Annotated in this window: 22 protein-coding genes and 1 pseudogene; 10 read left to right on the plus strand and 13 right to left on the minus strand. The window is 68.6% G+C overall.

The window, feature by feature from the left end; translation table 11 throughout:
- Positions 1 to 5 precede the first annotated feature (5 nt).
- The 4 genes and pseudogenes from VMT40_RS26485 to aroB all read left to right on the plus strand — a co-directional run bounded on the left by VMT40_RS26485 (position 6) and on the right by aroB (position 4318).
- Positions 6 to 518, plus strand: coding sequence for an A24 family peptidase (locus tag VMT40_RS26485; RefSeq protein WP_326361492.1), 513 nt, complete (start codon positions 6 to 8; stop codon positions 516 to 518).
- 84 nt (positions 519 to 602) lie between these two features.
- Complete coding sequence (gene aroC, locus VMT40_RS26490) at positions 603 to 1808, plus strand: chorismate synthase (protein ID WP_326361493.1); 1206 nt, start codon at positions 603 to 605, stop codon at positions 1806 to 1808.
- Between the two features lie 16 nt (positions 1809 to 1824).
- Positions 1825 to 2355: pseudogene (locus VMT40_RS26495) on the plus strand (shikimate kinase); the annotation flags it as partial.
- Positions 2356 to 3199: 844 nt separating this feature from the next.
- Positions 3200 to 4318: a 3-dehydroquinate synthase gene (aroB, locus tag VMT40_RS26500; protein WP_326361494.1), complete on the plus strand. Its 1119-nt coding sequence runs from the start codon at positions 3200 to 3202 to the stop codon at positions 4316 to 4318.
- Here the strand turns inward: aroB and VMT40_RS26505 are convergent, their stop codons facing one another.
- Positions 4319 to 5923 carry a multicopper oxidase family protein gene (locus VMT40_RS26505; RefSeq protein WP_326361495.1) on the minus strand — a complete coding sequence of 535 codons (1605 nt, stop codon included), beginning with the start codon at positions 5921 to 5923 and terminating at the stop codon, positions 4319 to 4321. It abuts the gene before it with no gap.
- Positions 5920 to 6306, minus strand: a complete 387-nt coding sequence (locus VMT40_RS26510; RefSeq protein ID WP_326361496.1) for a hypothetical protein — start codon at positions 6304 to 6306, stop codon at positions 5920 to 5922. Before VMT40_RS26510 ends, VMT40_RS26505 begins: the two co-directional genes overlap by 4 nt.
- Before the next feature lie 88 nt (positions 6307 to 6394).
- On the opposite strand from VMT40_RS26510, the gene VMT40_RS26515 reads away from it, so the two are divergent.
- Positions 6395 to 6874 (plus strand): MarR family winged helix-turn-helix transcriptional regulator, encoded by a 480-nt coding sequence (locus VMT40_RS26515; protein WP_326361497.1) that lies wholly within the window; start codon positions 6395 to 6397, stop codon positions 6872 to 6874.
- Between the two features lie 69 nt (positions 6875 to 6943).
- Here the strand turns inward: VMT40_RS26515 and VMT40_RS26520 are convergent, their stop codons facing one another.
- Positions 6944 to 7414, minus strand: coding sequence for a B-4DMT family transporter (locus VMT40_RS26520; protein WP_326361498.1), 471 nt, complete (start codon positions 7412 to 7414; stop codon positions 6944 to 6946).
- A gap of 123 nt (positions 7415 to 7537) precedes the next feature.
- Here VMT40_RS26520 and VMT40_RS26525 point away from each other — a divergent pair, with 123 nt between their 5' ends.
- Positions 7538 to 8155, plus strand: coding sequence for a helix-turn-helix transcriptional regulator (locus VMT40_RS26525; protein WP_326361499.1), 618 nt, complete (start codon positions 7538 to 7540; stop codon positions 8153 to 8155).
- Between the two features lie 14 nt (positions 8156 to 8169).
- The gene (locus VMT40_RS26530) at positions 8170 to 8631 is read left to right on the plus strand and encodes a DUF3291 domain-containing protein (RefSeq protein ID WP_326361500.1); all 462 of its coding nucleotides are present in this window, start codon (positions 8170 to 8172) and stop codon (positions 8629 to 8631) included.
- Here the strand turns inward: VMT40_RS26530 and VMT40_RS26535 are convergent.
- The 6 genes from VMT40_RS26535 to VMT40_RS26560 form a co-directional block, all read right to left on the minus strand.
- Positions 8620 to 9444, minus strand: coding sequence for a shikimate dehydrogenase (locus VMT40_RS26535; protein WP_442790045.1), 825 nt, complete (start codon positions 9442 to 9444; stop codon positions 8620 to 8622). The two genes, VMT40_RS26530 and VMT40_RS26535, sit on opposite strands and share 12 nt — an antisense overlap.
- A complete protein-coding gene (locus tag VMT40_RS26540) occupies positions 9419 to 10921 on the minus strand; it encodes an endolytic transglycosylase MltG (protein ID WP_326361502.1) in 1503 nt (500 codons plus the stop codon). The genes VMT40_RS26535 and VMT40_RS26540 overlap by 26 nt, the downstream gene beginning before the upstream one ends.
- Positions 10918 to 11442, minus strand: a complete 525-nt coding sequence (gene ruvX / locus VMT40_RS26545) for a Holliday junction resolvase RuvX (RefSeq protein WP_326361503.1) — start codon at positions 11440 to 11442, stop codon at positions 10918 to 10920. Before ruvX ends, VMT40_RS26540 begins: the two co-directional genes overlap by 4 nt.
- 132 nt (positions 11443 to 11574) lie before the next feature.
- Complete coding sequence (alaS, locus tag VMT40_RS26550; protein WP_326361504.1) at positions 11575 to 14241, minus strand: alanine--tRNA ligase; 2667 nt, start codon at positions 14239 to 14241, stop codon at positions 11575 to 11577.
- A 77-nt stretch (positions 14242 to 14318) separates the two neighbouring features.
- Positions 14319 to 15620: a replication-associated recombination protein A gene (locus VMT40_RS26555; RefSeq protein WP_326361759.1), complete on the minus strand. Its 1302-nt coding sequence runs from the start codon at positions 15618 to 15620 to the stop codon at positions 14319 to 14321.
- Between the two features lie 226 nt (positions 15621 to 15846).
- A complete protein-coding gene (locus VMT40_RS26560; RefSeq protein WP_326361505.1) occupies positions 15847 to 17016 on the minus strand; it encodes a phosphotransferase family protein in 1170 nt (389 codons plus the stop codon).
- 195 nt (positions 17017 to 17211) lie between these two features.
- On the opposite strand from VMT40_RS26560, the gene VMT40_RS26565 reads away from it, so the two are divergent.
- Entirely contained in the window at positions 17212 to 18270 is a 1059-nt protein-coding gene (locus tag VMT40_RS26565) for a hypothetical protein (protein ID WP_326361506.1), read from the plus strand.
- Positions 18271 to 18282: 12 nt separating this feature from the next.
- On the opposite strand, the gene VMT40_RS26570 is transcribed toward VMT40_RS26565, so the two are convergent.
- Both VMT40_RS26570 and aspS read right to left on the minus strand, forming a co-directional pair.
- Positions 18283 to 19242 carry a DUF389 domain-containing protein gene (locus tag VMT40_RS26570; protein WP_326361507.1) on the minus strand — a complete coding sequence of 320 codons (960 nt, stop codon included), beginning with the start codon at positions 19240 to 19242 and terminating at the stop codon, positions 18283 to 18285.
- 27 nt (positions 19243 to 19269) lie between these two features.
- Positions 19270 to 21063, minus strand: a complete 1794-nt coding sequence (aspS, locus tag VMT40_RS26575) for an aspartate--tRNA ligase (RefSeq protein WP_326361508.1) — start codon at positions 21061 to 21063, stop codon at positions 19270 to 19272.
- Positions 21064 to 21183: 120 nt separating this feature from the next.
- On the opposite strand from aspS, the gene ypfJ reads away from it, so the two are divergent.
- Positions 21184 to 22101 (plus strand): KPN_02809 family neutral zinc metallopeptidase, encoded by a 918-nt coding sequence (gene ypfJ, locus VMT40_RS26580; protein WP_326361509.1) that lies wholly within the window; start codon positions 21184 to 21186, stop codon positions 22099 to 22101.
- Positions 22102 to 22328: 227 nt separating this feature from the next.
- Positions 22329 to 22817, plus strand: coding sequence for a hypothetical protein (locus VMT40_RS26585; RefSeq protein WP_326361510.1), 489 nt, complete (start codon positions 22329 to 22331; stop codon positions 22815 to 22817).
- Between the two features lie 10 nt (positions 22818 to 22827).
- Here VMT40_RS26585 and VMT40_RS26590 read toward each other — a convergent pair whose 3' ends face one another.
- Both VMT40_RS26590 and VMT40_RS26595 read right to left on the minus strand, forming a co-directional pair.
- Positions 22828 to 23907: a 2-oxoacid:ferredoxin oxidoreductase subunit beta gene (locus VMT40_RS26590; protein ID WP_326361511.1), complete on the minus strand. Its 1080-nt coding sequence runs from the start codon at positions 23905 to 23907 to the stop codon at positions 22828 to 22830.
- Positions 23904 to 25871 (minus strand): 2-oxoacid:acceptor oxidoreductase subunit alpha, encoded by a 1968-nt coding sequence (locus VMT40_RS26595; RefSeq protein ID WP_442790046.1) that lies wholly within the window; start codon positions 25869 to 25871, stop codon positions 23904 to 23906. Before VMT40_RS26595 ends, VMT40_RS26590 begins: the two co-directional genes overlap by 4 nt.
- Positions 25872 to 25944: the final 73 nt, after the last annotated feature.

Below are 25944 nucleotides of genomic sequence, written 5' to 3' on the forward strand. Positions count from 1 at the left end.
GATCCATGGACCCGCTGGCCACGCTCGTATTCACAATCTGGTGCCTGGCATTGAGCACCGTCGATCTGCGCTGTCGTCGGCTGCCCAACGCCCTCACCCTGCCCGGTGCCGCCGTCGCGCTCGGCTACGGATTCGCTGTGGGCAAGCCGATACTCGCGCTCCTCGGCGCATCGCTGCTCGCGCTCCCGTATCTGGTGGTGCACCTGTGCGATCGGCACGCCCTCGGCGCGGGCGACGTGAAACTGGCGCTAGGTCTAGGGGCGATGACAGCACTGGCCGGACCCCAGACCTGGGCGTGGGCCGCACTCGCCGCACCGATGCTCACCGCCGCCGCGGGAATCGGCCTATACCTGACACCGCAGTCTCACGACCTGCTTATTGGGCACGGCCCTTCAGCGTCCACGATGCGGACCATCATGAGCGCGAGAATGGGCGGGTCGGTGGGTGGGGTCGGAGGCCTCGCGCATGGGGCTTCGATGTGCGTGGCGAGTGTGATCGCGGTGGTGGCTGGGCTGTGATCGCGGCGGTGGCTACGCGCTGACATCGGGGTATGCGTGGGCCGTGTGTTCGAGCACCCGTTCTGTCATGGAAAGATGTAACTCGTGTTGCGCTGGATAACTGCCGGAGAATCCCATGGTCCTGCTCTCGTCACCATCCTCGAGGGGATGGTGGCCGGTGTCGAGGTGACCTCCGCCGAGGTCGGCGCGCAGCTGGCCCGGCGTCGACTCGGGTACGGCCGAGGCGCGCGCATGAAGTTCGAGGCCGATGTGGTGACCATGGTCGGCGGTGTGCGCCACGGCCGCACCATGGGCGGCCCGGTCGCCATCGAGGTCGCGAACTCCGAGTGGCCCAAGTGGACCCAGGTCATGTCCGCCGATCCGGTCGACGAGGCCGAGCTGGCGGAGCTGGCCCGCAATGCCCCGCTGACCCGTCCGCGCCCGGGTCACGCCGACTACTCGGGCATGCTCAAGTACGGATTCGACGACGCCCGACCGGTGTTGGAGCGGGCCAGCGCCCGCGAGACCGCGGCTCGCGTCGCGGCGGGCACGGTCGCCAAGAACTTCCTGCGCCAGGCACTGGGTGTCGAGGTCATCTCGCACGTGGTGTCCATCGGCACCGCCGCGAACACCACCGGTGTGGTGCCGACCGCCGCGGATCTGGACGCCATCGACGAGTCGCCCGTGCGCGCGTTCGACAAGGACGCCGAGGCCGCCATGATCGCCGAGATCGAGGCCGCCAAGAAGGACGGCGACACCCTCGGCGGTGTGGTCGAGGTCGTGGTCGAGGGCCTGCCCGTGGGCCTGGGCTCGTTCACCTCCGGTGAGGCGCGCCTGGATTCGCGACTCGCGGCCGCGCTCATGGGCATTCAGGCCATCAAGGGTGTCGAGGTCGGCGACGGTTTCGAGACCGCCCGCCGCCGCGGCAGCCAGGCGCACGACGAGATGAAGCCCGGCCCCGACGGCGTGCTGCGCTCGACCAACCGCGCCGGTGGTCTCGAGGGCGGCATGACCAATGGCGAGGCGCTGCGCGTGCGCGCGGCCATGAAGCCGATTTCGACCGTGCCGCGGGCGCTTTCGACGGTGGACATGTCCTCCGGTGACGAGGCCGTGGCCATTCACCAGCGCTCGGACGTGTGCGCGGTCCCCGCCGCCGGTGTCGTCGCCGAGGCCATGGTCGCGCTCGTCGTGGCGCAGGCCGTGCTGGAGAAGTTCGGTGGTGACTCGCTGCCCGAGACCGTCGACAACATCAACGCCTACCTGAAGCGAATCAACGCTCGCCCGCACATCCCGGGCAACGCCGGGCAGTGACCACCGAGCACACCCAGTGACCACCGAGCACACCGACGAGAACGACCGGCCCGCACCGAATATCGTGCTGGTCGGCCCGCCCGGCGCGGGCAAGTCGACCATCGGCCGCAAGCTGGCCCGGGAACTCGGCGTGGACCTCTACGACACCGACGCCGGGATCGAAGAACGCGCCGGGCGCACGATTCCGGAGATCTTCGCCGAAGACGGCGAGCCGGAGTTCCGTCGCATGGAGGAAGAGGTCGTCCGCGATGCCGTCCTCGCCGGGCACGGCGTGGTGTCGCTCGGCGGCGGCTCGGTGCTGTCCGCGGCCACCCGCGCCCTGCTGCGCGACCGCACCGTCGTCTACCTGGAAATCAGTGTGGGCGAGGGACTTCGACGCACCGGCGCCAGCACCAATCGCCCGCTGCTCAATGGCGACGACCCGGCCAAGAAGTACCGCGAGCTGATGAAGATCCGCCGCCCCCTCTACCGCGAGGTGGCCACGGTCCGCGTCCGCACCGACGGCCGCAGCCCCGGCCGCGTGGTCCGCATGATCCTGGCCAAGCTCGGCCTGGAACCCCGCCCGCGCCCGGAGGATTCGACCACCGGTACCGTCGAGCCCGGCATCAGCAGCAGTGGCGCCCGCGCCCGCCGCAAACGCCGCCGCGGTGGCCGCGGCCGCGGCGAGAACCAGCCCGCCACGAATACGGCTGCCGTCGAGACCAATTCGGCCGCAATCCGCAACGGATCCGCCGCCCACCGCGACGACACCGACAGCACCGAGGGCGTGAAACGCGCCCGCCGCAACCGCCGTCCCCGCCGCCGCGGCCGCCGCTCGGCTGATCCGAGCACCGCCGCGACAACTACCACGGACACCTCGACCACGGATGCCGCCGCACCGAACTCGACAGCGGCTCAACCGGGCTCGTCCCCGTCGGGAACCAACGTGGACACCGGATCCACCGCACCCCCGCACTCGGCTCGCCGCCGCCGCGCCTCCCGCGCGGCCGGTGCCCCCGCGAATCCCGCTGTGACGAGCCAGGATTCGGCTCGCTCCACCACCCCGGACGGCAGGGCCGCGGCCAGCGCGGGCTCCAACGACCAGCCGGACCAAGCTCGGCCCGCCGGATCACCCCCCGCGCCAGGCAGCGGACGGTCGCGCCGGGCGCGTGCCCGCCGCGCCCGGGCCCGTGCGCGCGAGCAGGAGAGCGCCCGCAACGGCGCCGCCGGTTCCGCGCCGACCGCCACTCCCCCTGCCGCAGGCGGAGATTCATGACGCGCACACCACGACGCCACACGGCCGTGGACGCCGCCACACCGGCACCGTCCGACAGTCCGATCGACCATGTCCCTGTATCCCGGGGACTCGCTACTTCCCCGCCGCTGAGCGGGATCATTCACGGAGGAGTCCTATGAGCGAGCCGACTCGCATCGAGGTTCGTACGGCCAACCCGTACCCGGTGATCATCGGGCGGGGGCTGCTGGGGGATCTCGTTGATGAGGTGACCGGTCGGTCGGGTGTGCGGACGGTGGCGATCTTCTATCAGCCGCCGCTGGCCGAGACGGCCGAGGTGGTGCGGAAGGCGTTGGTCGACAAGGGGATCGACGCGCACCGGGTGGAGATTCCGGATGCGGAGGCCGGTAAGGATCTGCAGGTCGCGGGGTTCTGCTGGGAGGTTTTGGGCCGGATCGGCCTGACCCGCAAGGACGTGATCATCAGCCTCGGCGGTGGCGCGGCCACCGATCTGGCCGGGTTCGTGGCCGCCACCTGGATGCGCGGCGTCGATATCGTGCACGTGCCGACCACCCTGCTGGCCATGGTCGATGCCGCGGTCGGCGGCAAGACCGGTATCAATACCGAGGCGGGCAAGAACCTGGTCGGTTCCTTCCACGAGCCCGCCGCGGTCATGGTGGACCTGGCCACCCTGGAAACCGTGCCGCGCAATGAGATCGTGGCGGGCATGGCCGAGATCATCAAGGCCGGTTTCATCGCCGACCCGGTCATTCTGGAGCTGGTGGAGCGGGATCCGCAGGCCGCCCTGGACCCGACCGGCGAGGTGTTGCCGGAGCTGATCCGCCGCGCCATCCAGGTCAAGGCCGATGTGGTCGCCGCGGATCTCAAGGAATCGGATCTGCGCGAAATCCTCAACTACGGCCATACTTTGGGCCACGCCATCGAGCGCCGCGAGCGCTACCGCTGGCGGCACGGCGCGGCCGTCTCGGTCGGCCTGGTCTTCGCCGCCGAATTGGGCCGTCTGGCGGGCCGTCTCGACGATGCCACCGCCGAACGCCACCGCACCATTCTCGAGAGCATCGGCCTGCCCACCACCTACGACGCCGACGCGCTGCCGCAGCTGATGGACGCCATGCAGACCGACAAGAAGACCCGTTCCGGCGTCCTCCGTTTCGTGGTGCTCGACGGTCTGGCCAAGCCGGGCCGCCTGGAGGGCCCGGATCCGAGCCTGCTGGCCGCCGCGTACTCGGCCATCGCCCGCGAGGACGGCCCGAGCGGCAGCGCGATCCTGCTGTAGTCAGGTGGCGATCCCGGCCACGGTGCCGAAGGTCGCCATCATGGCCATGTCCTCGTGCTCGAGGTTGTGGCAGTGCAGGACGAAACGACCCGCGTAATCGGTGAATCGGACCGCGATCTCGGCCATGCCGGTCGCGGGCAGGTAGAGGGTGTCCTTCCAGCCGCCGTCGGCGGCGCGGGGCGCCCGGCCGTCGCGGGTGAGCACCTGGAATTGGTTGAGGTGCAGGTGGATCGGGTGGTCGAGGTCGGTGGAGAGCTGCCAGACCTCGACCTGGCCGAGGGTCGGTCGGGCGATCGGTGTTCGCGGATCGTAGGCCCGGCCGTTGATCACCCACCCGCGCATGCCGCCCGCATCGCCCTGCCGGAAGGCGAACCGCCGGGTCGTGACCGCGGCGCGGCGGTCGAGGGTCTCGAAGTCGGTGAGCCGGTCGGGCACCACCGCGCTGTCGCGCACCCGCTCGGCGATATCGAATCGCAGGACGCGCGTGGTGGTTCCGGCCCCGAGGTCGTTGTAGACGGTGACCTGGTCACCGACCGCGCATTCGGAGAAGTCCACGACGACGTCGTAGCGCTCCCCCGGCGCGATGGTCAGTTCCGTCAATTCCTGTGGGCGCGCGAGCAATCCGCCGTCGGAGCCGATCTGCACGATCGGCAGTGAGCCGCCGCGCCGATCGAAGCGCAGCCGGTACACGCGGGCATTGGAGCCGTTGAGCAGCCGCAGTCGGTAGCGCGCGGTGTCGACGCGATGCGCGGGCCAGGGCACCCCGTTCACCAGCACCACGTCACCGAGCACGCCACGCCCGAATTTCCCAGTCACGCCGGGTGTGTGCGTCATTGTCGAATCGATGGCCGGGTAAGTGAACGCACCGTTCTCATCGAAAGCCCTGTCCGCGAGCATGAGTGGAATATCGCGCGCACCGCCGGGCAATCCCAGCCGCTGCTCGGCGTCATCGACCACGAGGTGGAACCCCGCCAGCCCACGCCACACCGCGGGCCCGGTGAAATCCATCCGGTGATCGTGATACCAGAGCGCGGCGGCGGGCTGACCGGCCGGATAGGTGTAGTCGCGCTCCCCGATCATGGTGTGCGCGGCGGGATCCGGGCCGCCCATCATGTCCGACATCTCGTCGTGCCCGCCGCCCACCGGGTACAGCAGATCCGTCGGATACCCGTCCGACTCCTCCGGCACGTGCCCGCCGTGCAGGTGCACCACCACCGGCACCGGCAATTCGTTGCGATGGGTGACCACGGTGCGCCGGGCCCGATTCGACACGATGGTCGGCCCGGGGAAGATCCCGTTGTATCCCCAGATGGGCGTCGAATAGCCCGGCAGCACAGTGATATTCGAGGCGCGCTGCACGAGGCGGTAGTAGTCGGTGGTGTCGTCGCGCCGCTCGGGAGCGAGCACGGGCGGCACGGTCAGCGGCAGCGTGAACGGTTCGGGCAGCCGCGCCCGGCTGGTCAGATGCAGTCGATCGGCGGGCGAATCGACCGACAGCTGCCACGCCCCCGCCGCGCCCGCGACCCCGAGCGCGGCCGCCGCCCGGAACAGGGTGCGGCGAGACAGCTTGGGATTCAACGGCTTTGCCGAACCGTCGACACTCACCGGCCCGCCTCCACGGCCGCCACGGGACTCCAAGCCCGGACCGTCAGGGTCAGCAGCCCGGCCACGAGCATCACTCCGAGTGGAATGTGCACCGCCAACACCATGCGGTAACCGAGCGCGATCTGCACGCCCGCCGTCACCGTCAACACCAGCCCGACGCCCGCCTGCCATCCCGGCGCACCCGCGAATCGCCAGGCCGCCGCGAAACACCCTGTCATGACCAGGATTCCAGCGAACAACACACCCGCGTTCCCGGCGTGCGCGTCCAGCGCGTCATAGCTCCCGGCCATGAACCGCCCGGCGAACATGGCCTGTGCGAACGCGTCGAGGGTGACCAGGGTGGTGACGGCGCGCAGCACGCCCTGCCACGTCGGAGTTCTCATCGACATCTCTCAATACTTCAGACATTTGAATAGTTCAGAAGTCTGAACTTGTATGCTGAGAGCTGTCAAGCACGAATGGAGAGCAGTAGTGGCGCGAGCACACCCGGTCGACAAGGAACTGCGGGACCGCCTGACGGTCGTGGTGCCGTTGATCTCCGCCTACCTGCGCCGCGCCCGACGCGATATGCCCGCGAACATGCGGCAGGCATTCGAGACCGCGGGCCTGGGCGCGCGACACGGCGCGGTGCTGTCGTTCGTGTGGTCCTCCGGACCGGTGAGCGTGTCCGAGGTGGCGCGGCAATTGAGCCTGAGCCTGACCAATACCAGCCAGCTCAGCGGTGAACTCACCCGCGCGGGATGGCTACGGCGCGAGAGCGATCCGACCGATCACCGCCGCACCCTGCTCTCGGTCCCGCCCGAGCGCCACGACGAATTCGGCGAATTCCTCGACCGCCGCAGCGATGTGCTGTTGCGCGCCATGACCCGCCTGACCCCCGAGCAGCGCGACGGCTTCCTCGCCGGACTCAATGCCTGGGCCGACGAAATCGAGCAGTCCCACCGGGATTGAGCGCCCGCACAACGAAAAACCCCGCACCGCAAGCAATGCGGCGCGGGGTGAAGTCTCCGACGGTGGGCGTCAGGCGTTCGCGGGCTGCGGGTTGGAGGGGGCGGCGGGTGCGCTCTTCTTCTCGCGGCCGGTCAGCCAGCGGCCGATGGCCACGCCCAGCATGCTGGGAATGAAGATGAGCAGGATGATCCAGGCCGCGCCGGAGGTGATATTGAACAGCAGGCCCTGATCGCCCAGATCGAACTTCGGGATGAAGTCCAGAATCCACGAGACCAGTCCCGCGCCGAGACCACCGGCGATGGCGGCCTTGAGCCAGCGCATGGTCAGATCCGACCCGTGTTCGGGATCGGGATGGGCCTGCCGGTCGGCCCGGCCGTCCAGGAAACCCCAGGCGAGCACCGCGCCCACCAGCACGATCAGGCACAGGATTCGCATCCACGCGCCCGCGGTCGGCCACGACATCATGCCGAAGCCGAGCAGGGTCTCCAGCACAACGGTCAGCGCTCCCAAGCCCACGGCGCGCAACACCCACGCATTCATGTCGATCACCTTAACCCGCGCGGCCGCCCGGCCGAACCGAATGAATTGAAACTTGTTTCAGAACCATAGCGGGAGCGGGGCGGCGAGGCACCCCCGACCCCGACACGCTGCTAGAAATGCGTGGTGAGCATCGAAGCCGTCGCCCTGCTACAGGATCCGATCCGCAGGCGACTCTACGACTATGTCGCGGCGGCCGATCACGACGTGAGCCGGGACGAAGCGGCCGAGGCGGTCGAGATCAAACGGCAGTTGGCGGCCTTTCACCTGGACAAACTCACCGAGGCCGGACTCCTGGACGCGGTCTTCCGACGCCCGGAGGGACGCACCGGACCCGGCTCGGGACGACCCGCCAAGTTCTATCGACGCGCCGACGCCGAATTCGCCGTCACCCTCCCGGCCCGCGACTACCGCACGGTCGCAACGGTTCTCGCCGAGGTGATCGAGCACGAGGGCTTCGAGGACGCCATCGAGCGGGTCGCCGCCACGCACGGCCCCCACCTCGAGGGCCGCGATCTGTTCGACGTCCTGGCCGAACGCGGCTACGAGCCCTACCGCGACGGCGAGGTCATCCGGCTGCGCAATTGCCCCTTCCACCGGCTCGCGCTGGACTTCCCGCCCCTGGTCTGCGGCATGAACCTGGCCCTGCTCGCGGGCCCGGCCGCCGAGGCCGGGTGGACCGCGCGGATGGATCCGGCGCCCGGCCGATGCTGCATAAGCTTTTCTAAAATCAACACAGACTAGTTATAGTCGGGACCATGCATCTCGCACAGCTCAATATCGGGCGACTCGTCGCCCCCGAAGGCGATCCGCGCGTCGCCGACTTCTACGCCGCCCTCGATGAGATCAATGCCCTGGCCGAAGCCTCCCCCGGCTTCGTCTGGCGCATGGTCGACGGTGAATCCAACAACGCCACCACCCTGCGCCCGTACGAGACCGACCCGGACATGCTCGTGAACATGAGCGTGTGGGAGTCCCGGGATGCGTTGTTCGACTACGTGTATCGCAGCGCCCACATGGATTACGTGCGCCGCCGCCGGGAGTTCTTCGTTCCGCTGCGCGAGGTGTTCACGGTGCTGTGGTGGGTGCCCGAGGGCACCACACCGGACCTGCACGACGCCATGAAGCGGCTGGAGTATCTGCGCGAGAACGGGCCCACGCCTTACGCTTTCACCTTCCGGCAGAGCTTCGAGCCGGAGGCGCCGGAGTCAGTCCTGTAGTGCCGCGGCCATTTCCGCGCGCGGGGCGGGCTTGCCCGTGAACTGTTCGACCTGGCCGTAGGCCTGGTTGAGGAGCATGTCGAGACCGCTCACGACGGTATTGCCCGCGCGCGCAACCGCTTCCGCGAGCGGGGTCGGCCACGGGTTGTAGATGGCGTCGAGCACGACGGGTGCCGCCGCTATCGAATCCGCCACGGCCGCAGCGGCTTCGGCGGGCACCGTGCTGACAACGGCGTCGACATCGGAGCACACGAACAGCAGGCCCTCGGGATCGAAACCGAGCACCTCGGCCGAGAGGCCCAGCTGCTCGGCCAATTCCAGGGTTTCCGCGGCGCGACCCCGGTCCCGGGCGACGATGGTGACCGTGTGCGCGCCCAGCTCGGCGAGCGCCAACAGTGCCGGGCGGGCAGTGCCGCCCGCCCCCAGCACGACGGCCCGCTCGATCTCCTTCACGCCCGCGCCTTCGAGCGCGCCGCGCACCCCGTCCACATCGGTGCAGTCGGCGCGCCACCCGGTTGCGGTGCGCACCAAGGTATTCGCCGAGCCGACCAGTTCGGCCCGATCGGTCCGCTCGTCGGCGTAGGCCAGCGCGGCGACCTTGCCAGGCATGGTCACCGACAGTCCGACCCATTCCGGACCGAGCCCGTCCACCAGTCCCGGCAGCTGCTCGCCGGTGCACTCGATGCGCTCGTAGGTCCAGTCCAGACCCAGCGTCCGGTAGGCGGCCAGATGCAGTTGCGGCGAGCGCGAATGCGCGATGGGGCTGCCCAGCACCGCCGCCTTGCGCCTACCGTCCACTGTCGAGGATTCCACTCTGCCTGGCCTTTTCGATATTGCGCAGGTGCTCTTTGTAGTCGTCGGTGAACAACGTGGTGCCCTGCTTGTCGACGGTCACGAAGTACAGCCACGGCCCGGGCGCGGGATTCTCCATGGCGCGCATGGCATCCAGCGACGGCGCGGAGATCGGCGTCGCGGGCAGGCCGGGCATGGCGTAGGTGTTCCACGGGGTCTTCTTGGCCCGGTCGGCGTCGGTGGTGGCGACCTCGGTCTGGGCGAGGTTGTAGTTGACCGTGGAGTCGAACTGCAACGGCTGCTGGGCGGCCAGGCGGTTCACGATGACCCGCGCGACCTTCGACATGTCCTGCGGCAGCGCCTCGCGCTCCACCAGCGAGGCGGAGATCAGCGTGTCGTAGGGCGTCAGACCGTTCGCCGCGCCGGACTGCAACAGCCCGCTCGCCTCGTAGCTCTGCGCGCTCATGGTCACCAGCTGCTTGAGAATGTCCTGCGGGCTGGCGGTCGGATCGAAATCCAGGGTGCCACCGGCGATCAGGCCCTCGAGCTGCCGGGACCGGTCCGGTGCCGTCTTCACCCGTTCCAGCGCCCAGGTCGGGACGCCCAGTGCGGTCGGGTCACCGGCACCGGCCTGGTCGAGCTGTTCGTAGGTCACGCATTTGGCGGCGGTGCCGGTGCCGACACAGCTGGCCTCGGCGATCTTGCGGTAGATGCCGTCCTTGCGCGCGCCGGTGGACACATCGCTGGAGTCGTGCAGCTGGCGGCCCTCGGAGATGACCACATTGCCGACCCGGGCGTCCTTGGCGAACAGCGCGGTCACCGCCTCGGAGCCCTTGCTGTGGCTGGGCACGGCGTAATACCCGGGCTGGATGGAGCTCATGTTCGTATTGCGCACGGCCGCTTCGTAGAACGCGCCGCTGCTGGCGACCACGCCCTTGTCGGCCATGGTCTGCGCGATCTGGGTGGCGGTGTCGCCGGAGTGGATCTGAATGACCACCAGCGGCCCCTGCGGCCCGGAGAAGTCGGCGGGACCGCTCAGCTTGCCGATGAACTTCCAGCCCGCGAATCCGACTGCGGCCACGAACAATACGGCGAACACGCTCGCGATGACGAACAGATTGCGCCGCCGACGCTTGCGCTCGGCCGCCTTGCGCGAGGCCATGCGGGAACGCTTGGGCCGCTGCCCCCGGCCGCCGGACGCGCGCGCACCCGAGCGCGGGGTGCGTTCGGAGCCACGGCGATCGGCGCCGCGACGGCCCACCCGGTCGGCCCGCTGCGGTGCCGCGCGGCGGGGCGGTTCGGGTGCCAGCGGGGGCTCGTCGTCGTACTCGTCGCCCTCGTACTGGTCGTCGTCGTAGCGCTCATCCTCGTAGCGGGGGATGACGGTGGTGTCGTCCTCGTAATCGTCCGCCTCGGACCATTCCAGATCGTCGCGGCGGTAACGCCGTTCGGCGTTCTGCCGGTAGCGTTCCTCGGCCCGCGTCCAGCGGTCGGTCATGCGCCTTCACCGCGCGACTTCAATAGGGCACTCCGTTCGTCCAACCAGCCTTGCAGGATCGACACGGCGGCGGCTTGATCGATGACCTGCCGCTGCCCGCGTGCGCGAACTCCACTGTCTCGCAACGCACGTGCAGCAGACACCGTAGTCAAACGTTCGTCGGAAAGTCGCACCGGCACCGGCGCGATGAGAGTCCGCAAACGCCCCGCGAAGGTGGCCGCCAGCTTAGCCGACGAGCCGCTCTCCCCGCGCAAGGTGCGCGGCAGGCCGACGATAACTTCCACGGCCTCATATTCCCGCACAATCTCGGCAATTCTGGATAGATCGGGCGCCAGCGTGCCGGGCGCGACCTTCTTGGCGCGCGCCACGGTCTCGACCGGCGTGGCGAGCAGGCCGTCGGGATCGCTACTGGCGACGCCGATCCGGACGGAACCGACATCGATGCCGAGGCGTCGGCCCCGGCCCGGATCGTGTTCGACACTGGGTCGTTCGGACGCGAAACCGCGCCCGTCGGCGGACACGCCCGAGGCCTCGGTCGGGGTCCGAGCAAACCCGGAGGAATGCCGCGAATCCGCCGCTGGCTCAGATGCGTCGGGGGTGAACCCGGTCCCGCCGTCGGGACCGGGTGTGTCGGATGTCTCCGAGTCGTCCATTTACCCGGCGAGCTCGGCGACCCGCGCGCGCAACGCGGCCAGACCCGCCTCGATGCCCGACGGGTCGGAGCCCGCGCCCTGGGCCATCTCCGGCTTGCCGCCACCGCGGCCCGCGATCGAGGGACCGAACGCCGACACCAGGTCCCCGGCGTTGATGCCCAGATCCTGGGCGGCCTTGGTGACCGCGGCCACGAACGGCACCTTGCCGTCGGCATTGCCGAGCAGCACCACGATGGCGGGCTCGGAACCGAAGCGGCCCTTGATGTCCTGCACCAGGGTGCGCAGATCGCCCGCGCCCACGCCCTCGGGCGCGGCGGCGGCCACCAGCAGCACCTTGCCGACGCGCTGGGCCTGCTCGACGAAGGTGCCCGCACTCGACAGCACGGCGGCCATCTTGGTGCGCTCGAGCTCCTTCTCGGCGACCTTCAACCGCTCGACGAGCTGCTCGACACGACCCGGCACCTCGTCGGAAGGCACCTTCAGCGCGGAGGCGACACCGGCCAGCAGCGCGCGCTCCTTGGCCAGGTACTTGTAGGAATCCAGGCCCACAAAGGCTTCCACGCGGCGGATGCCGGAGCCGACCGAGGACTCACCGAGCACGGTGATCGGCCCGATCTGCGCCGAGGACTGCACGTGGGTGCCGCCGCAGAGTTCCATGGAGAACGGTCCGCCGATCTCCACGACGCGCACCTCGTCGCCGTAGTTCTCGCCGAACAGGGCCATCGCGCCCATCTTCTTGGCCGAGGGCAGATCGGTGATGAAGGTGTTGACCTGGAAGTCGCTGCCCACGGCGTCGTTGGACACCGCCTCGATATCGGCCTTCTGCTGCTCGCTCAGCGCGCCCTGCCAGTTGAAGTCGAATCGCAGGTAGCCCGGCTTGTTGAGCGAACCGGCCTGAACGGCGTTGGGGCCCAACACCTGTCGCAGCGCGGCGTGCACCATGTGGGTGCCCGAGTGGCCCTGTGTGGCGCCCTTGCGCCAGGCCGGATCGACCTGGGCCAGCACGGTGTCGCCCTCGGTGAGCTGACCGGCCTCGACGGTGGACTTGTGCACCCACACCTTCTTGGCGATCTTCTGCACGTCGTTGACGGTGACCTTCAGACCGTTCGACGAGACGATCGAACCGCGGTCGGCGATCTGGCCGCCGGACTCGGCGTAGAGCGGCGAGCGGTCGAGAATGACCTCCACGTCCTGCCCGGCCTCGGCGACCGGTACCCGCACGCCGTCCTTGATCAGCGCCAGCACGGTGGCCTCGGTGGACAGTTCGTCGAAACCGGTGAACTCGGTCTGGCCGCGGTCCACGAACTCCTTGTAGACCGTCAGGTCGGCGTGGGCGTGCTTGCGCGACAACGCGTCTTCCTTGGCGCGCTTGCGCTGCTCGGCCATGAGCGAGCGGAAGCCGTCCTCGTCGACCTGCAGTCCGGCCTCGGCGGCCATCTCCAGGGTCAGGTCGATCGGGAAGCCGTAGGTGTCGTGCAGGGTGAACGCGTCGGAGCCGCTGATCTTGGTGCTGCCCTGGGCCTTCACCTCGTCGACGGTCTCGTCGAAGAGCTTGGTGCCGGTGGACAGGGTCTTGAGGAACGCGGCTTCCTCACCGACGGCAACGGTTTCGATGCGCTTGAAGTCGGTGGCGAGCTCCGGGTAGGAGGGGGCCATGAGGTCGGACACGACCTTGATGAACTCACCCATCACCGGCTTCTCCGCACCCAGCAGGCGGGCCGAGCGCACGATGCGGCGCAGCAGGCGACGCAGCACGTAGCCGCGGCCGTCATTGCCGGGGTTGACGCCGTCGCCGATGAGCATGGCGGCGGTGCGGGCGTGGTCGGCGATGACGCGGAAGCGCACATCGTCGGCGTGCTCGACACCGTAGGAGCGGCCGGTCAGCTCCTCGGCCTTGTCGATGATCGGGCGCAGCAGGTCGGTCTCGTAGACGTTGTCGACTCCCTGCAGCAGGAACGCGACGCGTTCGATGCCCATGCCGGTGTCGATGTTCTTCTTGGGCAGCGGGCCCAGGATCTCGAAGTCGTCCTTGCCGCGACCGGCACCGCGCTCGTTCTGCATGAACACGAGGTTCCAGATCTCGAGGTAGCGGTCCTCGTCGGCCTCGGGGCCGCCCTCGACGCCGTATTCGGGGCCGCGGTCGAAGTAGATCTCCGAACACGGACCGCACGGGCCCGGAATGCCCATGGACCAGTAGTTGTCGGCCATGCCGCGGCGCTGAATGCGGGAGTCCGGCACGCCCAACTCACGCCAGATCTGCTCGGCCTCGTCGTCGTCGAGATAGACGGTGACCCACAGCTTTTCGGGGTCGAAGCCGTAGCCGCCGTCCTCGACGCTCTTCGTCAGCAGCGACCAGGCCAGCTCCATGGCCCCGCGCTTGAAGTAGTCGCCGAAGGAGAAGTTGCCCGCCATCTGGAAGAAGGTGTTGTGGCGGGTGGTGACGCCGACATTCTCGATATCGCCGGTGCGCACGCACTTCTGCACGCTGGTCGCGGTGGAGAAGGGCGGGGTCTGCTGACCGAGGAAATACGGCACGAACTGGACCATGCCCGCGTTCACGAACAGCAGGTTGGGGTCGGCCAGGATGAGCGAGGCACTCGGCACCTCGGTATGTCCGGCCTTTACGAAATGCTCCAGGAAGCGCCGTCGAATCTCGTGGGTCTGCACAACGTTCAAGCCTACCGGGCGCGGTCCAGCGAGTTTCCACCCACCACCGGTCGGTTGCCCCGATCACACACGCCGGGTTACTTACCGCGGACGATACGGCGGAGCTTGGTGACGCGGGGGCCGACTTCCCGTTCGTATCCGTGATCGGTCGGGACGTAATAGTCGGTGCCGACCAACTGGTCGGGTGGATATTGCTGGGCGAGTACACCGTCGGGATGGTCGTGCGGATATTTGTAGCCCTGCGCGTTTCCCAGCGCCGCCGCACCGGCGTAGTGCCCGTCGCGTAGATGCGGCGGCACCGCGCCAGCTTTACCCGCGCGGACGTCGGCCATGGCCGCGCCGAGGCTCTTGGGGACCGAGCCGGATTTTGGGGCGGTGGCGATGTGGATTGTGGCCTGGGTCAAGGCCAATTGGGCCTCGGGCATGCCGACCAGTTGGACTACTTGGGCGGCGGCGACGGCGGTTTGGAGGGCCATGGGGTCGGCCATGCCGACTTCCTCGCTGGCCTGAATCATCAAGCGGCGGGCGATGAATCGGGGGTCCTCACCGGCGGAGATCATGCGGGCGAGGTAGTGCAGGGCCGCGTCGACGTCGGAGCCGCGCAGGGACTTGATGAAGGCGCTGATCACGTCGTAGTGCTGGTCGCCCGCGCGGTCGTAGCGCACGGCGGCCTTGTCGACGCTGGCCTCGACCAGTTCCACGTCGACGGTGCCGTCGAGGGAGGATTCGGCGGAGGCTTCGAGTGCGGTCAGCGAGCGCCGCGCGTCACCGCCCGCGATCCGGACAATGTGGTCGAGGGCCGCGTCGGTGACCGTGTACTCCCCCGCCAGCCCGCGCGGGTCCTCGATGGCCCGCTTCAGGACGGTGCGAATGTCGTCCTCGGACAGGGACTGTAGCTGGAGGACGAGGGACCGCGACAGCAACGGCGACACCACCGAGAACGACGGATTCTCCGTGGTCGCCGCGACCAGCAGCACGATCCGGTTCTCCACCGCCGCCAGCAACGCGTCCTGCTGCGTCTTCGAAAAACGGTGCACCTCATCGATGAACAGCACGGTCCGCTCGCCATGGGCGAGCCGCCGCCGCGCCAGATCGATGACCGCGCGCACCTCTTTCACGCCCGCGGACAGAGCGGACAGTGCCTCGAACCGCCGCCCGGTCGCCTGCGACAGCAGCGAAGCGAGGGTGGTCTTGCCGGTTCCGGGCGGACCGTAGAGCAGCACCGACGCCGCACCCGAGCCCTCGATCAACCGCCGCAGCGGTGACCCGGGTCCCAGCAGATGCTGCTGCCCGACGACCTCGTCGAGCGTGCGCGGCCGCATGCGCACGGCCAGCGGCGCGAACCTGTCGTCTCCGCTGGGAATGCGCGCCGCGCTCATCTCGAAGTCGTCGGTCACGACCTGCGTGCCCGGCGTATCGAACAGCCCATCACTCACGCCCACGACCCTACCGAGCGGCTCCGACAGGAACGCCGACCACGGCGACGCGGCTCGCGGCACTGGGTGTCATGGCGGGGCGCGATCCGCGGGGGCTTCGTCCGGTCCCGCACAGGAGTGCGGGCCGGAATCTCACCCTCGGATTCCGGCCCGCGCCCGCGGCGGAGGACTACTCCTCCCAGTGCTCTTCCAAGGTGGCCGAGACGTGTTCGGCGAAGTCGCCGAGGGTGTCGTCGCCGGTGCAGCGGGCGTCCTCGGCGAGGGCGGCCCAGCGGTTGATCAGGGCGGCCGAGCGCGGGATGGACAGGCCGTGTTCGCGGGCGGCGGCGATGCGGGCGTGGTCGGCGGGCAGGAACCAGTAGGTGGAGAGCCACACCCAGATCAGGCGGGCCTCGAGGATGCGTTCGGCCAACACCTCGTCGTCGGCGAGGGCGGGCCAGACCGCGACCACCTCGGAACGCCAGGCCTCGACCATCTGCCGGGCGCGTTCGCGGGACAGCTCGAAATCGCACAGGCAACCCGGGAACGAGACCAGGGCGTAGGCGATGTCGAGGGTGGCGTCGCGGAAGCCGCCCCACTCGTAGTCGAGGAACCGCGCGCCCTCCTCATTGAGGATGACATTGTCGGGGCACAGGTCCGAGGGGCTGAACGCGCGATAGCGTCCGGCCGAGAACAGCCGGTTGCCGCGCACGATGCGTTCGGCGATCTCCCCCGGCACCTCGATGCCGAGTTCGCGCCCCAGCATGACCGGCACCTCGGCGACCGCGGACTCGGCCTGCTGGGCGATGCCGTCCACCCGATGCACCACGTCCACCCGCCGCAGCAGCGCCACGAAGTCGGCCTCGCGGCCCACGGTCGCGGCGTGCATGCGGCCCAGTGCCTGCGCGAACGCCATGAGCGAATTGCGCCCGGCGGGTTCCGCGCCGGAGTGCAGCACCGCGGTGAGCGAGGTGTTCTCGCCGAGGTCGCTGAGAATGAGCAGGCGCTCGGGGAGGCTGTAGCCGAGCAGGTACGCGCCGGGCCGGTGGTCACGGCCGAGGGCGGTGGTGAATTGGTAGGACACCGCTTCGCGCAGGAATGCGGAATCGATGCTGGCGACACCGGGGGCCATGCCACCGGTGCGTCGCTGATTCGCGCCGCCCGCAACCTGCTTCACAATGAGTGTGCGCGGTAGTGAAAAGGCGTTCTCCGCAACACGGACGCGGAGCACCGTCGTCCTACCACTGCCGCTGAGTTCCATCGGATCGCTCAGCTTTACCGGAGCACCCATTCGCTTTGTGAGCAACTGTTGTGCCGCGGACACGACTTCGGCGGCGCGTTCGGCCAATAGTGCGGTCATCGGAACCCAAGTTACTCCCGTCAGGTCACTTTCAGCGAGCGGTTACGCAACCTTTCGCGCGTCGGGCGGCGTGTCTTTGTGAAGGGTTTGCCCACGCGGCGCTGCTTGCTTGACACAACCAGGAGGGTCTAGTTGTCTCATGGTCACTTGCTGTGCGCCACACCGTAAACCGGGAAATGTGAAAGGCTTGCGACCATGACTGGCACGCCGCCCTCAGCACCGTACGGCCCCTCCGGCGATCGTCCCGGTGCAGGGGGTGGCGAGCAGTATCCGCCGCAGCCGGGCCAGCACCAAAACCCCGAGCACGCACCGGTTTCCGGCGCACCCGAACCGGGCCCGGCGCACGGCCGCCACCAGATGCCCGGTATGGCCGGATATCCCCAGTTCGAGGGACCCGGTGCCGCACAGTACGGCAGCGAACCCGTCGAACCGCCGCCGCCACTGACCCCGCAGTCGGGCGCGCCGCTGCCACCTCCTGGCTACGGCGGTGGTATGCCGCCACAGCAACCGGGTGGGGGTATGCCACCGGGCAATCCGCCCCCGCCGGGCGGTTTCGGACCGGGCGCGATGCCACCTCCGGCGGGTCAGCCGCCGACCGGACCGATTCCGCAGCAGCCGTATTCGGCACCGCGTGAGCGCCTCGATGTCGGCGCGGCTTTGACCTACGGCTGGGATCGCTTCCGGCTCAATCCCGTTCCGTGGGTCGGCATGGTGTTGATCGGACTGATCGCCTGGCTGGTGGTCACCCTGCTGGTGAATCTCGTTCAGGTGCAGTCGCTGTCGGCGGTCATTCTGTTGTTCGCGGTGGCTTCGCTGATCGTGTGGCTGCTGCAGGCCGCCATGATCCGCGGCGCGCTCTACGAAACCGACGGCACGCCACCCGATTTCCCGGCCTTCTTCGGGTTCGTGAACGCTGGGAATGTGCTCATCACGGCGCTGATCGTGTTCGCGCTGTCTTTCGTGGCCGCGATCCTGTGCGTCTTCCCCGCCGTGATCGTGGGCGTGCTGTGCATGTTCTCACTGCATTTCGTGATCGACCAGGACATGAATCCGATCGCCGCGATCGGTTCGAGTGTGCGCTTGGTGATCGCCAATGCCCTGCACGTGACGCTGCTGGCGCTGGCGGTGCTGATCATTACCGCGATCGGTGTGCTGCTGTGCGGTCTGGGCCTGTTGGTGGCCGGGCCGGTCACGGCCATCGCGACCACCTACGCCTACCGCAGCCTCACCGGCCGACTGGTCGTTCCGGTCTGATTCCGGTGCGGCTCACGCGTTGTCGCTGAGCCACCAGCGACGCAACTTGTCCAGGCTGCCGCCCCGAATCATGTGCCGGGGCCGCAGCCACAGCACGATCGTGCCCGCGACCACGATGCCGACCATGTTCACCGCGAGCTGCCCGATGGACATGAACGCCTTGTGCCACTCCCCCATGGTCGCCGCCACCACCGCGAAACCCGCGGCGGGAATCGTGGTCACCGAGATGAATACGCCCACCAACGCCGCGGATTTCGGCGTCATGATGGCGAGCATGCCCGCCGCGCCCGCCAGCAGCGCGACCACGACCGAGAACGGCCCGACCTTGTAGATGAAGTCGACATTGCGCAGATGGTCGAGGCTGTCGGGCGGAATCCATCCCCAGTGGTCGAACAACAGGGTGGCAGGCCAGGCGATGCCCATGGCGACCGGGAATCCCACCAGCAGCGCCAATGCCGAATGCGCGGCCAGCCGAAAGTCCTTGCGCACCAAGGCGACCGCGGTCGCGGCCAACGGCCCGAACTCCGGGCCGACCACCATGGCCCCGACGATGGTGACCGCCGAATCGGTCGCCACACCGACCACCGCCAGCAGGCAGGCGATCGTAATGAACGCCAGGAACGAGGGCGTGAGGGTGGCCGCCTCCCCGGTCTGCGCGACCAGCTCCTGCCACACCACCGAATCCGAGGTGGGCGCGGGAGCCGACTCCACGGCCTCCTCGGCGATGTCGGAGAGCAGGGTGTCCACTTCGCGTAGCGCGATGCTGCCGCGCCGCGTGATCCCCAGTTCGGTCAGCGCGGTGAGCACGTCGTCGGCGGATTCGCGGGCGACCACGCATTCGATGAGATCGCCCGCGGGTTCGACCGCGGCCCCGCGCTGCACGGTGATGAGGGTCGCGCCCGCGTCACCGTACAGCAGCGTCAAGGCCGCGTCCGTCCGATCCGACGGCGAGATCACCCGGACATTCAGCACGGGTCGCAGCCTATCCGGGTGGGACGCCTACTTCCCGTCTTCCTTGACCGGGTTGCCGTTCGCGTCGAACTTGGCGTTGAGGCCCGCCTCCTGACGCTGCTGCAGCGTGATCGGGGTCGGCGCGTCGGTGAGCGGGTCGACGCCGCCGCCCGACTTCGGGAAGGCGATGACCTCGCGAATCGAGTCCACCCCGGCCAGCAGCGCGGTGATGCGGTCCCAGCCGAAGGCGATGCCGCCCATGGGCGGGGCGCCGAAGGAGAAGGCGTCGAGCAGGAAGCCGAACTTCTCCTGCGCCTCCTCCTCGCCGATGCCCATCACCTTGAACACCCGCTCCTGCACGTCGCGGCGGTGGATACGGATCGAGCCGCCGCCGATCTCGTTGCCGTTGCAGACGATGTCGTAGGCGTAGGCCAGCGCCGCACCCGGGTCGGTGTCGAAGGTGGCCAGGTGCTCGGGCTTGGGCGAGGTGAACGCGTGGTGCACGGCGGTCCAGGCCGAATGGCCCAGGGCCACATCGCCGCTCGCGGTGGCGTCGGCGGCGGGCTCGAACATCGGGGCGTCCACGATCCACACGAAGGCCCAGGCGTTCTCGTCGATGAGGCCGCACTTGCGGGCGATCTCGCCGCGGGCCGCGCCCAGCAGCGCGCGGCTGGACTTCTGCTCACCGGCGGCGAAGAAGACACAGTCGCCCGGCTCCGCGCCGACCTGCTTGGCCAAGCCCTCGCGCTCGGCGTCGGTGAGGTTCTTGGCGACCGGGCCGCCGAGGGTGCCGTCCTCGTTGAAGGTGATGTAGGCCAGGCCCTTCGCGCCGCGCTGCTTGGCCCACTCCTGCCAGGCGTCGAACTGACGACGCGGCTGCGAGGCACCGCCGGGCATGACGACCGCACCGACATAAGGAGCCTGGAACACGCGGAACTGCGTGTCCTTGAAGTACTCCATCATCTCGGTGATCTCGACCTCGAAGCGCAGGTCCGGCTTGTCGGAGCCGTAGCGGCGCATGGCCTCGGCGTAGGTCATGTGCGGGATCGGGGTCGGGATCTCGTAGCCGACCAGCTTCCACAGCGCGGCCAGAATGTCCTCGGCCAGCAGGATCACGTCTTCCTGCTCGACGAAGCTCATCTCGATGTCGAGCTGGGTGAACTCGGGCTGGCGGTCGGCGCGGAAGTCCTCGTCGCGGTAGCAGCGCGCGATCTGGTAGTAACGCTCGATGCCGCCGACCATGAGCAGCTGCTTGAACAGCTGCGGCGACTGCGGCAGCGCGTAGAACTTGCCGGGCTGCAGGCGGGCCGGAACCAGGAAGTCGCGCGCGCCCTCCGGGGTGGAGCGGGTCATGGTCGGGGTCTCGACCTCGACGAAGGCGTGGCGGGCCAGCACGTCGCGGGCCGCGGCATTGACCTTGGAGCGCAGCCGGATCGCGTGGGCCGGGCCCTCGCGGCGCAGGTCCAGGTAGCGGTACTTGAGGCGGGCCTCCTCGCCGGGCTCGTCATCGAGCTGGAACGGCAGCGGCGCGGCCTCGTTGAGCACCTCGAGTTCGGTCACATTGACCTCGATGGCACCCGTGGGCAGGTTCGGGTTCTCGCTCCCGGCCGGGCGGTTCTCCACCATGCCGGTGACCTTCACGACGAACTCGTTGCGCAGCTTGTGGGCGGCTTCCGCGGGCTCGCCCTCGCGGAAGACGGCCTGCGACACACCCGACGCATCGCGCAGATCGATGAAGATCACGCCACCGTGGTCTCGCCGCCGGGCCACCCATCCGGTGAGGGTGACGGTCTGACCGGCGTGCTCGCTTCGCAGCGAACCAGCCAAGTGGGTGCGCAGCACGGGATTCCTTTCGACGGACTCGAAGCACCAGTGAGATGTGACCGGGTGCAGACCCATCGTAGAGAGACACGTTCGGCGAGTGGAAACCGATATCGACTCGCCCGTGTCACAGTGATACCCATGACCTTCAACGAGGGCCTGCAAATCGACCCGAACCGGGCGAGCGGCGGCGGACCTGGCCTGGGCGGTGGTCTGGTCCTCGGCGGCGGCGCGATCGGCATCATCGCGCTCATCGCGAGCCTGCTGCTCGGCGGCGATCCGGGCAGCATTCTGGGCCAGTTCACCGGCGCGGACTCCAACTCGCAGTCGAACACCGCGAAGCTGCCCGACCACTGCAAGACGGGCGCGGACGCCAACAAGTACGTGGACTGCCGGGTGATCCTCACCGCCCAGAGCCTCGACAATGTCTGGGGCACCGAGCTGCCCAAGCAGACCGGCCGCAAGTACGTGGTCCCCAAGCTGGTCCTGTTCTCCGGCGCGGTGAGCACCGGCTGCGGCCGCGCCTCCTCGGCGGTCGGCCCCTTCTACTGCCCCGCCGACCAGACCGCCTACTTCGACACCAGCTTCTTCCAGGAGCTGGTCGACCGCTTCGGCTCCAGCGGCGGCCCCCTGGCCCAGGAGTACGTGGTCGCCCACGAGTTCGGCCACCACATCCAGAACCTGCTCGGCGACATCAACCGCGCCCAGCGCGACCCCCAGGGCCCCGAGTCCGGCGCGGTCCGCACCGAACTCCAGGCCGACTGCTACGCGGGCGTCTGGGCCTACTACGCCGACAAGCTCCCCGCCCCCGGCTCCAGCACTCCGTTCCTGAAGCCCTTGACCGACAACGACATCCGCGACGCCCTCTCCGCCGCGTCGGCTGTCGGCGACGACCGCATCCAAAAAGCCTCCACCGGCCGAGTCAACCCCGAAGCCTGGACCCACGGCTCCTCCGAGGAACGCCAGAAGTGGTTCCTCTCCGGCTACAAAACCGGCCAGGTCAAGGCCTGCGACACCTTCTCCGCCCCCGACCTCGCCAACCCACCCGCCCTGCGCTGAGCCTCACCACCCCGAGGTCCCCGACCCCGCCGGTCGGGGACCTCGCCATTTCCCGACTCCGCAAAGGTATGCCGGGCAGGCGGCGTGGCCTCCACGGCGGAACCGAGCTCGCGCGGCAGAATCTGCGGCGGCGGGTGGGTACCCGCAAGGGAATTCGGAGGGAAGCGATGCGAATGGCCGGTGTGGCAAGACTATTCGGGCGAGTAGGACATGACAGAGGGCGTTCGTTGCGAACGGTCGCGGCGGTCGGGCTGACCGCGGCGATAGTCACGGGAACAAGCGGATTCGCGGCGGCGGATCCGACTCCCGCGCAGGCACCCGCACCGGCCGTCGCGCTCTTCACGCTCACCGCCATGCCCGCCGGGTGGCAGACGCGGACGGATCTGCATCCGTCGCTGCTGATTCAGTCCGATGGGCATGCCACCAAGCGGGCCGACAATGCGGCCCAGCCGGTGGAGGGGACCGTGCCCGCGGATGTGATCGGGGCGGCGGCGGCCGAGGTGAAGGCGCTGGCCGCGGTGGATATGGGGACGCCGGGGCAAGGTGATGGCGGTACGTCGATCATCGATTACATGCCGCAGGCACCGGATCAGGATGTGCATCTGATCGTGTACGCGCCGGAGTCGTCCGAGGGGCTCACCGATGAGCAGAAGGCGTCCCGCAAGCGCTTCGACGATGTGTTTCAGCGATTGTTGAACGCCTTCGTTCCGGCGTAGCGGCGAAAACTCAGCCGACCGTCCAGGTTTCGCGGCCGGTGAGCAGGTTCTGCAGGGAATTCTCGCTCACCGGTTGGCGTTCGGCGGCGGTCTCGAGTTGGGCGCGCACGCCGTCGTCGTAGGTGGGGCGGGAGACGCTGCGGAAGATGCCGATCGGGACGCGGGTGAGGTCCTGGTCGGAGAGGCGGGACAGGGCGTAGGCGTATTCGGGGTGGTCGGTGTAGGCGTCGTGGACCACGATGTCGGATTCGGCGACGGTGTCGGCGCGCGCCACCCGCAGGCCGAAACCGTCACGGACGACCGCGAATTCGCCGTCCGCGCCGAAGCGGATCGGCTCACCGTGCCGCAGCCGAATCAGATGGGACTCGGCGTTCTCGCGGCGCAGCGCGTCGAAGGAGCCGTCGTTGAAGATCGGGCAGTCCTGCAGGATTTCCACGAAGGACGTGCCGCGATGCTCCGCGGCGGCGCGCAGCACCTCGGCGAGCCCGGCCCGATCGGAGTCCAAAGCCCGTGCGGCGAAGGTGGCTTCGGCCCCCAGCGCCACCGACAGCGTGTTGAACGGGTGGTCGACCGAGCCCATCGGCGTGGACTTGGTGACCTTCCCGGTCTCCGAGGTCGGCGAGTACTGGCCCTTGGTCAGACCGTAGATCCGGTTGTTGAACAACAGGATCGTCATGTTCACATTGCGCCGCAGCGCGTGAATCAGGTGATTGCCGCCGATCGACAGCGCGTCGCCGTCACCGGTCACCACCCAGACCGACAGGTCGGGACGCGTGACCGCCATCCCGGTGGCAATGGCCGGTGCGCGCCCGTGAATCGAGTGAATCCCGTACGCCTCCAGGTAATACGGGAACCGGCTCGAGCAGCCGATACCGGAGACGAACATGAGATTCTCGCGTTTGAGCCCCAGGTCGGCGAGGAATCCGCGCACGGTGGCGAGGATGACGTAGTCGCCGCACCCCGGGCACCAGCGCACCTCCTGATCGGAGGTGTAGTCCTTGGCTTTCTCCGGCTTGTCGGCGGTGGGCACGCCCGAGAGCCCGGTGAGCCCGAGATCGGTACCCACGAGCGGGTTTTCGAGAATCGTCATTGCTTACCCCCTGTGGTGCGATAGGTCGCCCGCGCCCGAGCGGTGAACGCCTTGGCCTGTTCCATCTCGGTGATGGAGCCGTCCAGGGCCGCGTCGATGACACCGACCAGTTCCTGTGCCTGGAAGGCGGTTCCGGCCACCTTGGTCCACGGCTGCACATCGACCAGGTACCGGGCGCGCAGCAGCATGGCCAGCTGGCCGCCGTTCATCTCCGGGCACACCACGGTGCGATAGCGGCGCAGCACGTCACCGAGGTTGGACGGCAAGGGATTCAGATGTCGCAGATGCGCCTGCGCCACCGGCACCCCGCGCCGCCGCGCCCGACGACACGCCTCCCCGATCGGCCCGTAGGAGCTGCCCCAACCGATGAGCAGCAGTTCGGCGTGATCGCCGGGATCGTCCACCTCGAGATCGGGCACCGCGATGCCGTCGATCTTGGCCTGCCGCAGCCGCACCATGAGTTCGTGATTGGCCGGTTCGTAGGAGATATTGCCGCTGCCGTCGGCCTTTTCGAGCCCGCCGATGCGGTGGGCGCGCCCGACGGTGCCCGGCACGGCGAGCGGCCGCGCGAGGGTCTCCGGATCGCGGGCGTAGGGCTGGAACGAATCCTCTTCCGACCCCTCGGGTTCGAAGCCCGGATCGATGCGCGGCAGCTCCGCCACCTGCGGAATCGCCCACGGCTCGGACCCATTGGCGATCGCGCCGTCCGAGAGCAGCAGCACCGGCGTGCGGTAGGTGAGCGCGATCCGCGCCGCCTCCACCGCGGTATCGAAGCAGTCGGCGGGCGAGCGGGGCGCAACGACGGCCACCGGCGATTCGCCATTGCGCCCGTACAGCGCCTGCAGCAGATCGGCCTGTTCGGTCTTGGTCGGCAGGCCGGTGGACGGCCCGCCGCGCTGCACGTCGATGATCACCAGCGGCAGCTCGGTCATGACGGCCAGGCCGATGGTCTCGCTCTTGAGCGCCAGGCCCGGCCCGGAGGTGCTGGTCACGCCCAGTGCCCCGCCCAGCGAAGCCCCGAGTGCCGCACCGATTCCGGCGATCTCGTCCTCGGCCTGGAAGGTCGTCACGCCGAAGTTCTTGTGCTTGCTCAGCTCGTGCAGGATGTCCGACGCCGGGGTGATCGGGTAGGTGCCCAGGAACACCGGCAGTCCGGACAGCTGCCCGGCGGTGACGATGCCGTAGGCGAGCGCGGTATTGCCGGTGATCTGTCGGTAGGTGCCCGGCGGCAGCGTCGCGGGCGCTACCTCGTAGGTGCTGGCGAAGGCCTCGGTGGTTTCGCCGTAATTCCAGCCCGCCCGAAATGCCAGGATATTCGCTTCGGCAACATCGGGTTTGGACGCGAACTTCTCCCGCATGAACTGTTCGGTGCCGCCGATGGGCCGCCCGTACATCCACGACAGCAATCCGAGCGCGAACATATTCTTCGCGCGCTGCCCATCCTTTTTGCCCACACCGGTCGGTTCTGTCGCGCCGAGAGTCAACGACGTCATGGGCACCCGGTGCACCACGAAATCGGTCAGCGTGTCATCGGTGAGCGGATCACCGGAATACCCGACCTTGGCCAAATTCCGTTTGGTGAACTCATCAGTATTGACGATCACCGTGGCGCCGCGGGCCAAATCCTCCAAATTCGCCTTCAGCGCAGCGGGATTCATGGCGACGAGCACGTCCGGCTGATCACCGGCGGTGAGGATGTCGTAGTCCGCGATCTGGATCTGGAACGACGACACACCCGGCAACGTGCCCTGAGGTGCGCGGATCTCCGCGGGGAAGTTCGGTTGGGTGGCAAGGTCATTGCCGAACGCGGCCGCCTCGTGGGTGAATCGGTCACCGGTGAGCTGCATACCGTCGCCGGAGTCGCCCGCGAAGCGGATGACGACCCGTTCCAGTTTTTCGACCGCCAATTTCCCTGTGGCGCGCCCGTTCCCGGGTGTCACAGGGTCATCCTGCTGCGAAACCATGCGCGTGCATCACTTCCTAGTCAGGTGTGAGGTACCAACGCCAAACTACTCCGCAATATTCGCGACACACCCG

This window comes from Nocardia sp. CDC160 (assembly GCF_035818795.1).
GTDB lineage: Bacteria > Actinomycetota > Actinomycetes > Mycobacteriales > Mycobacteriaceae > Nocardia.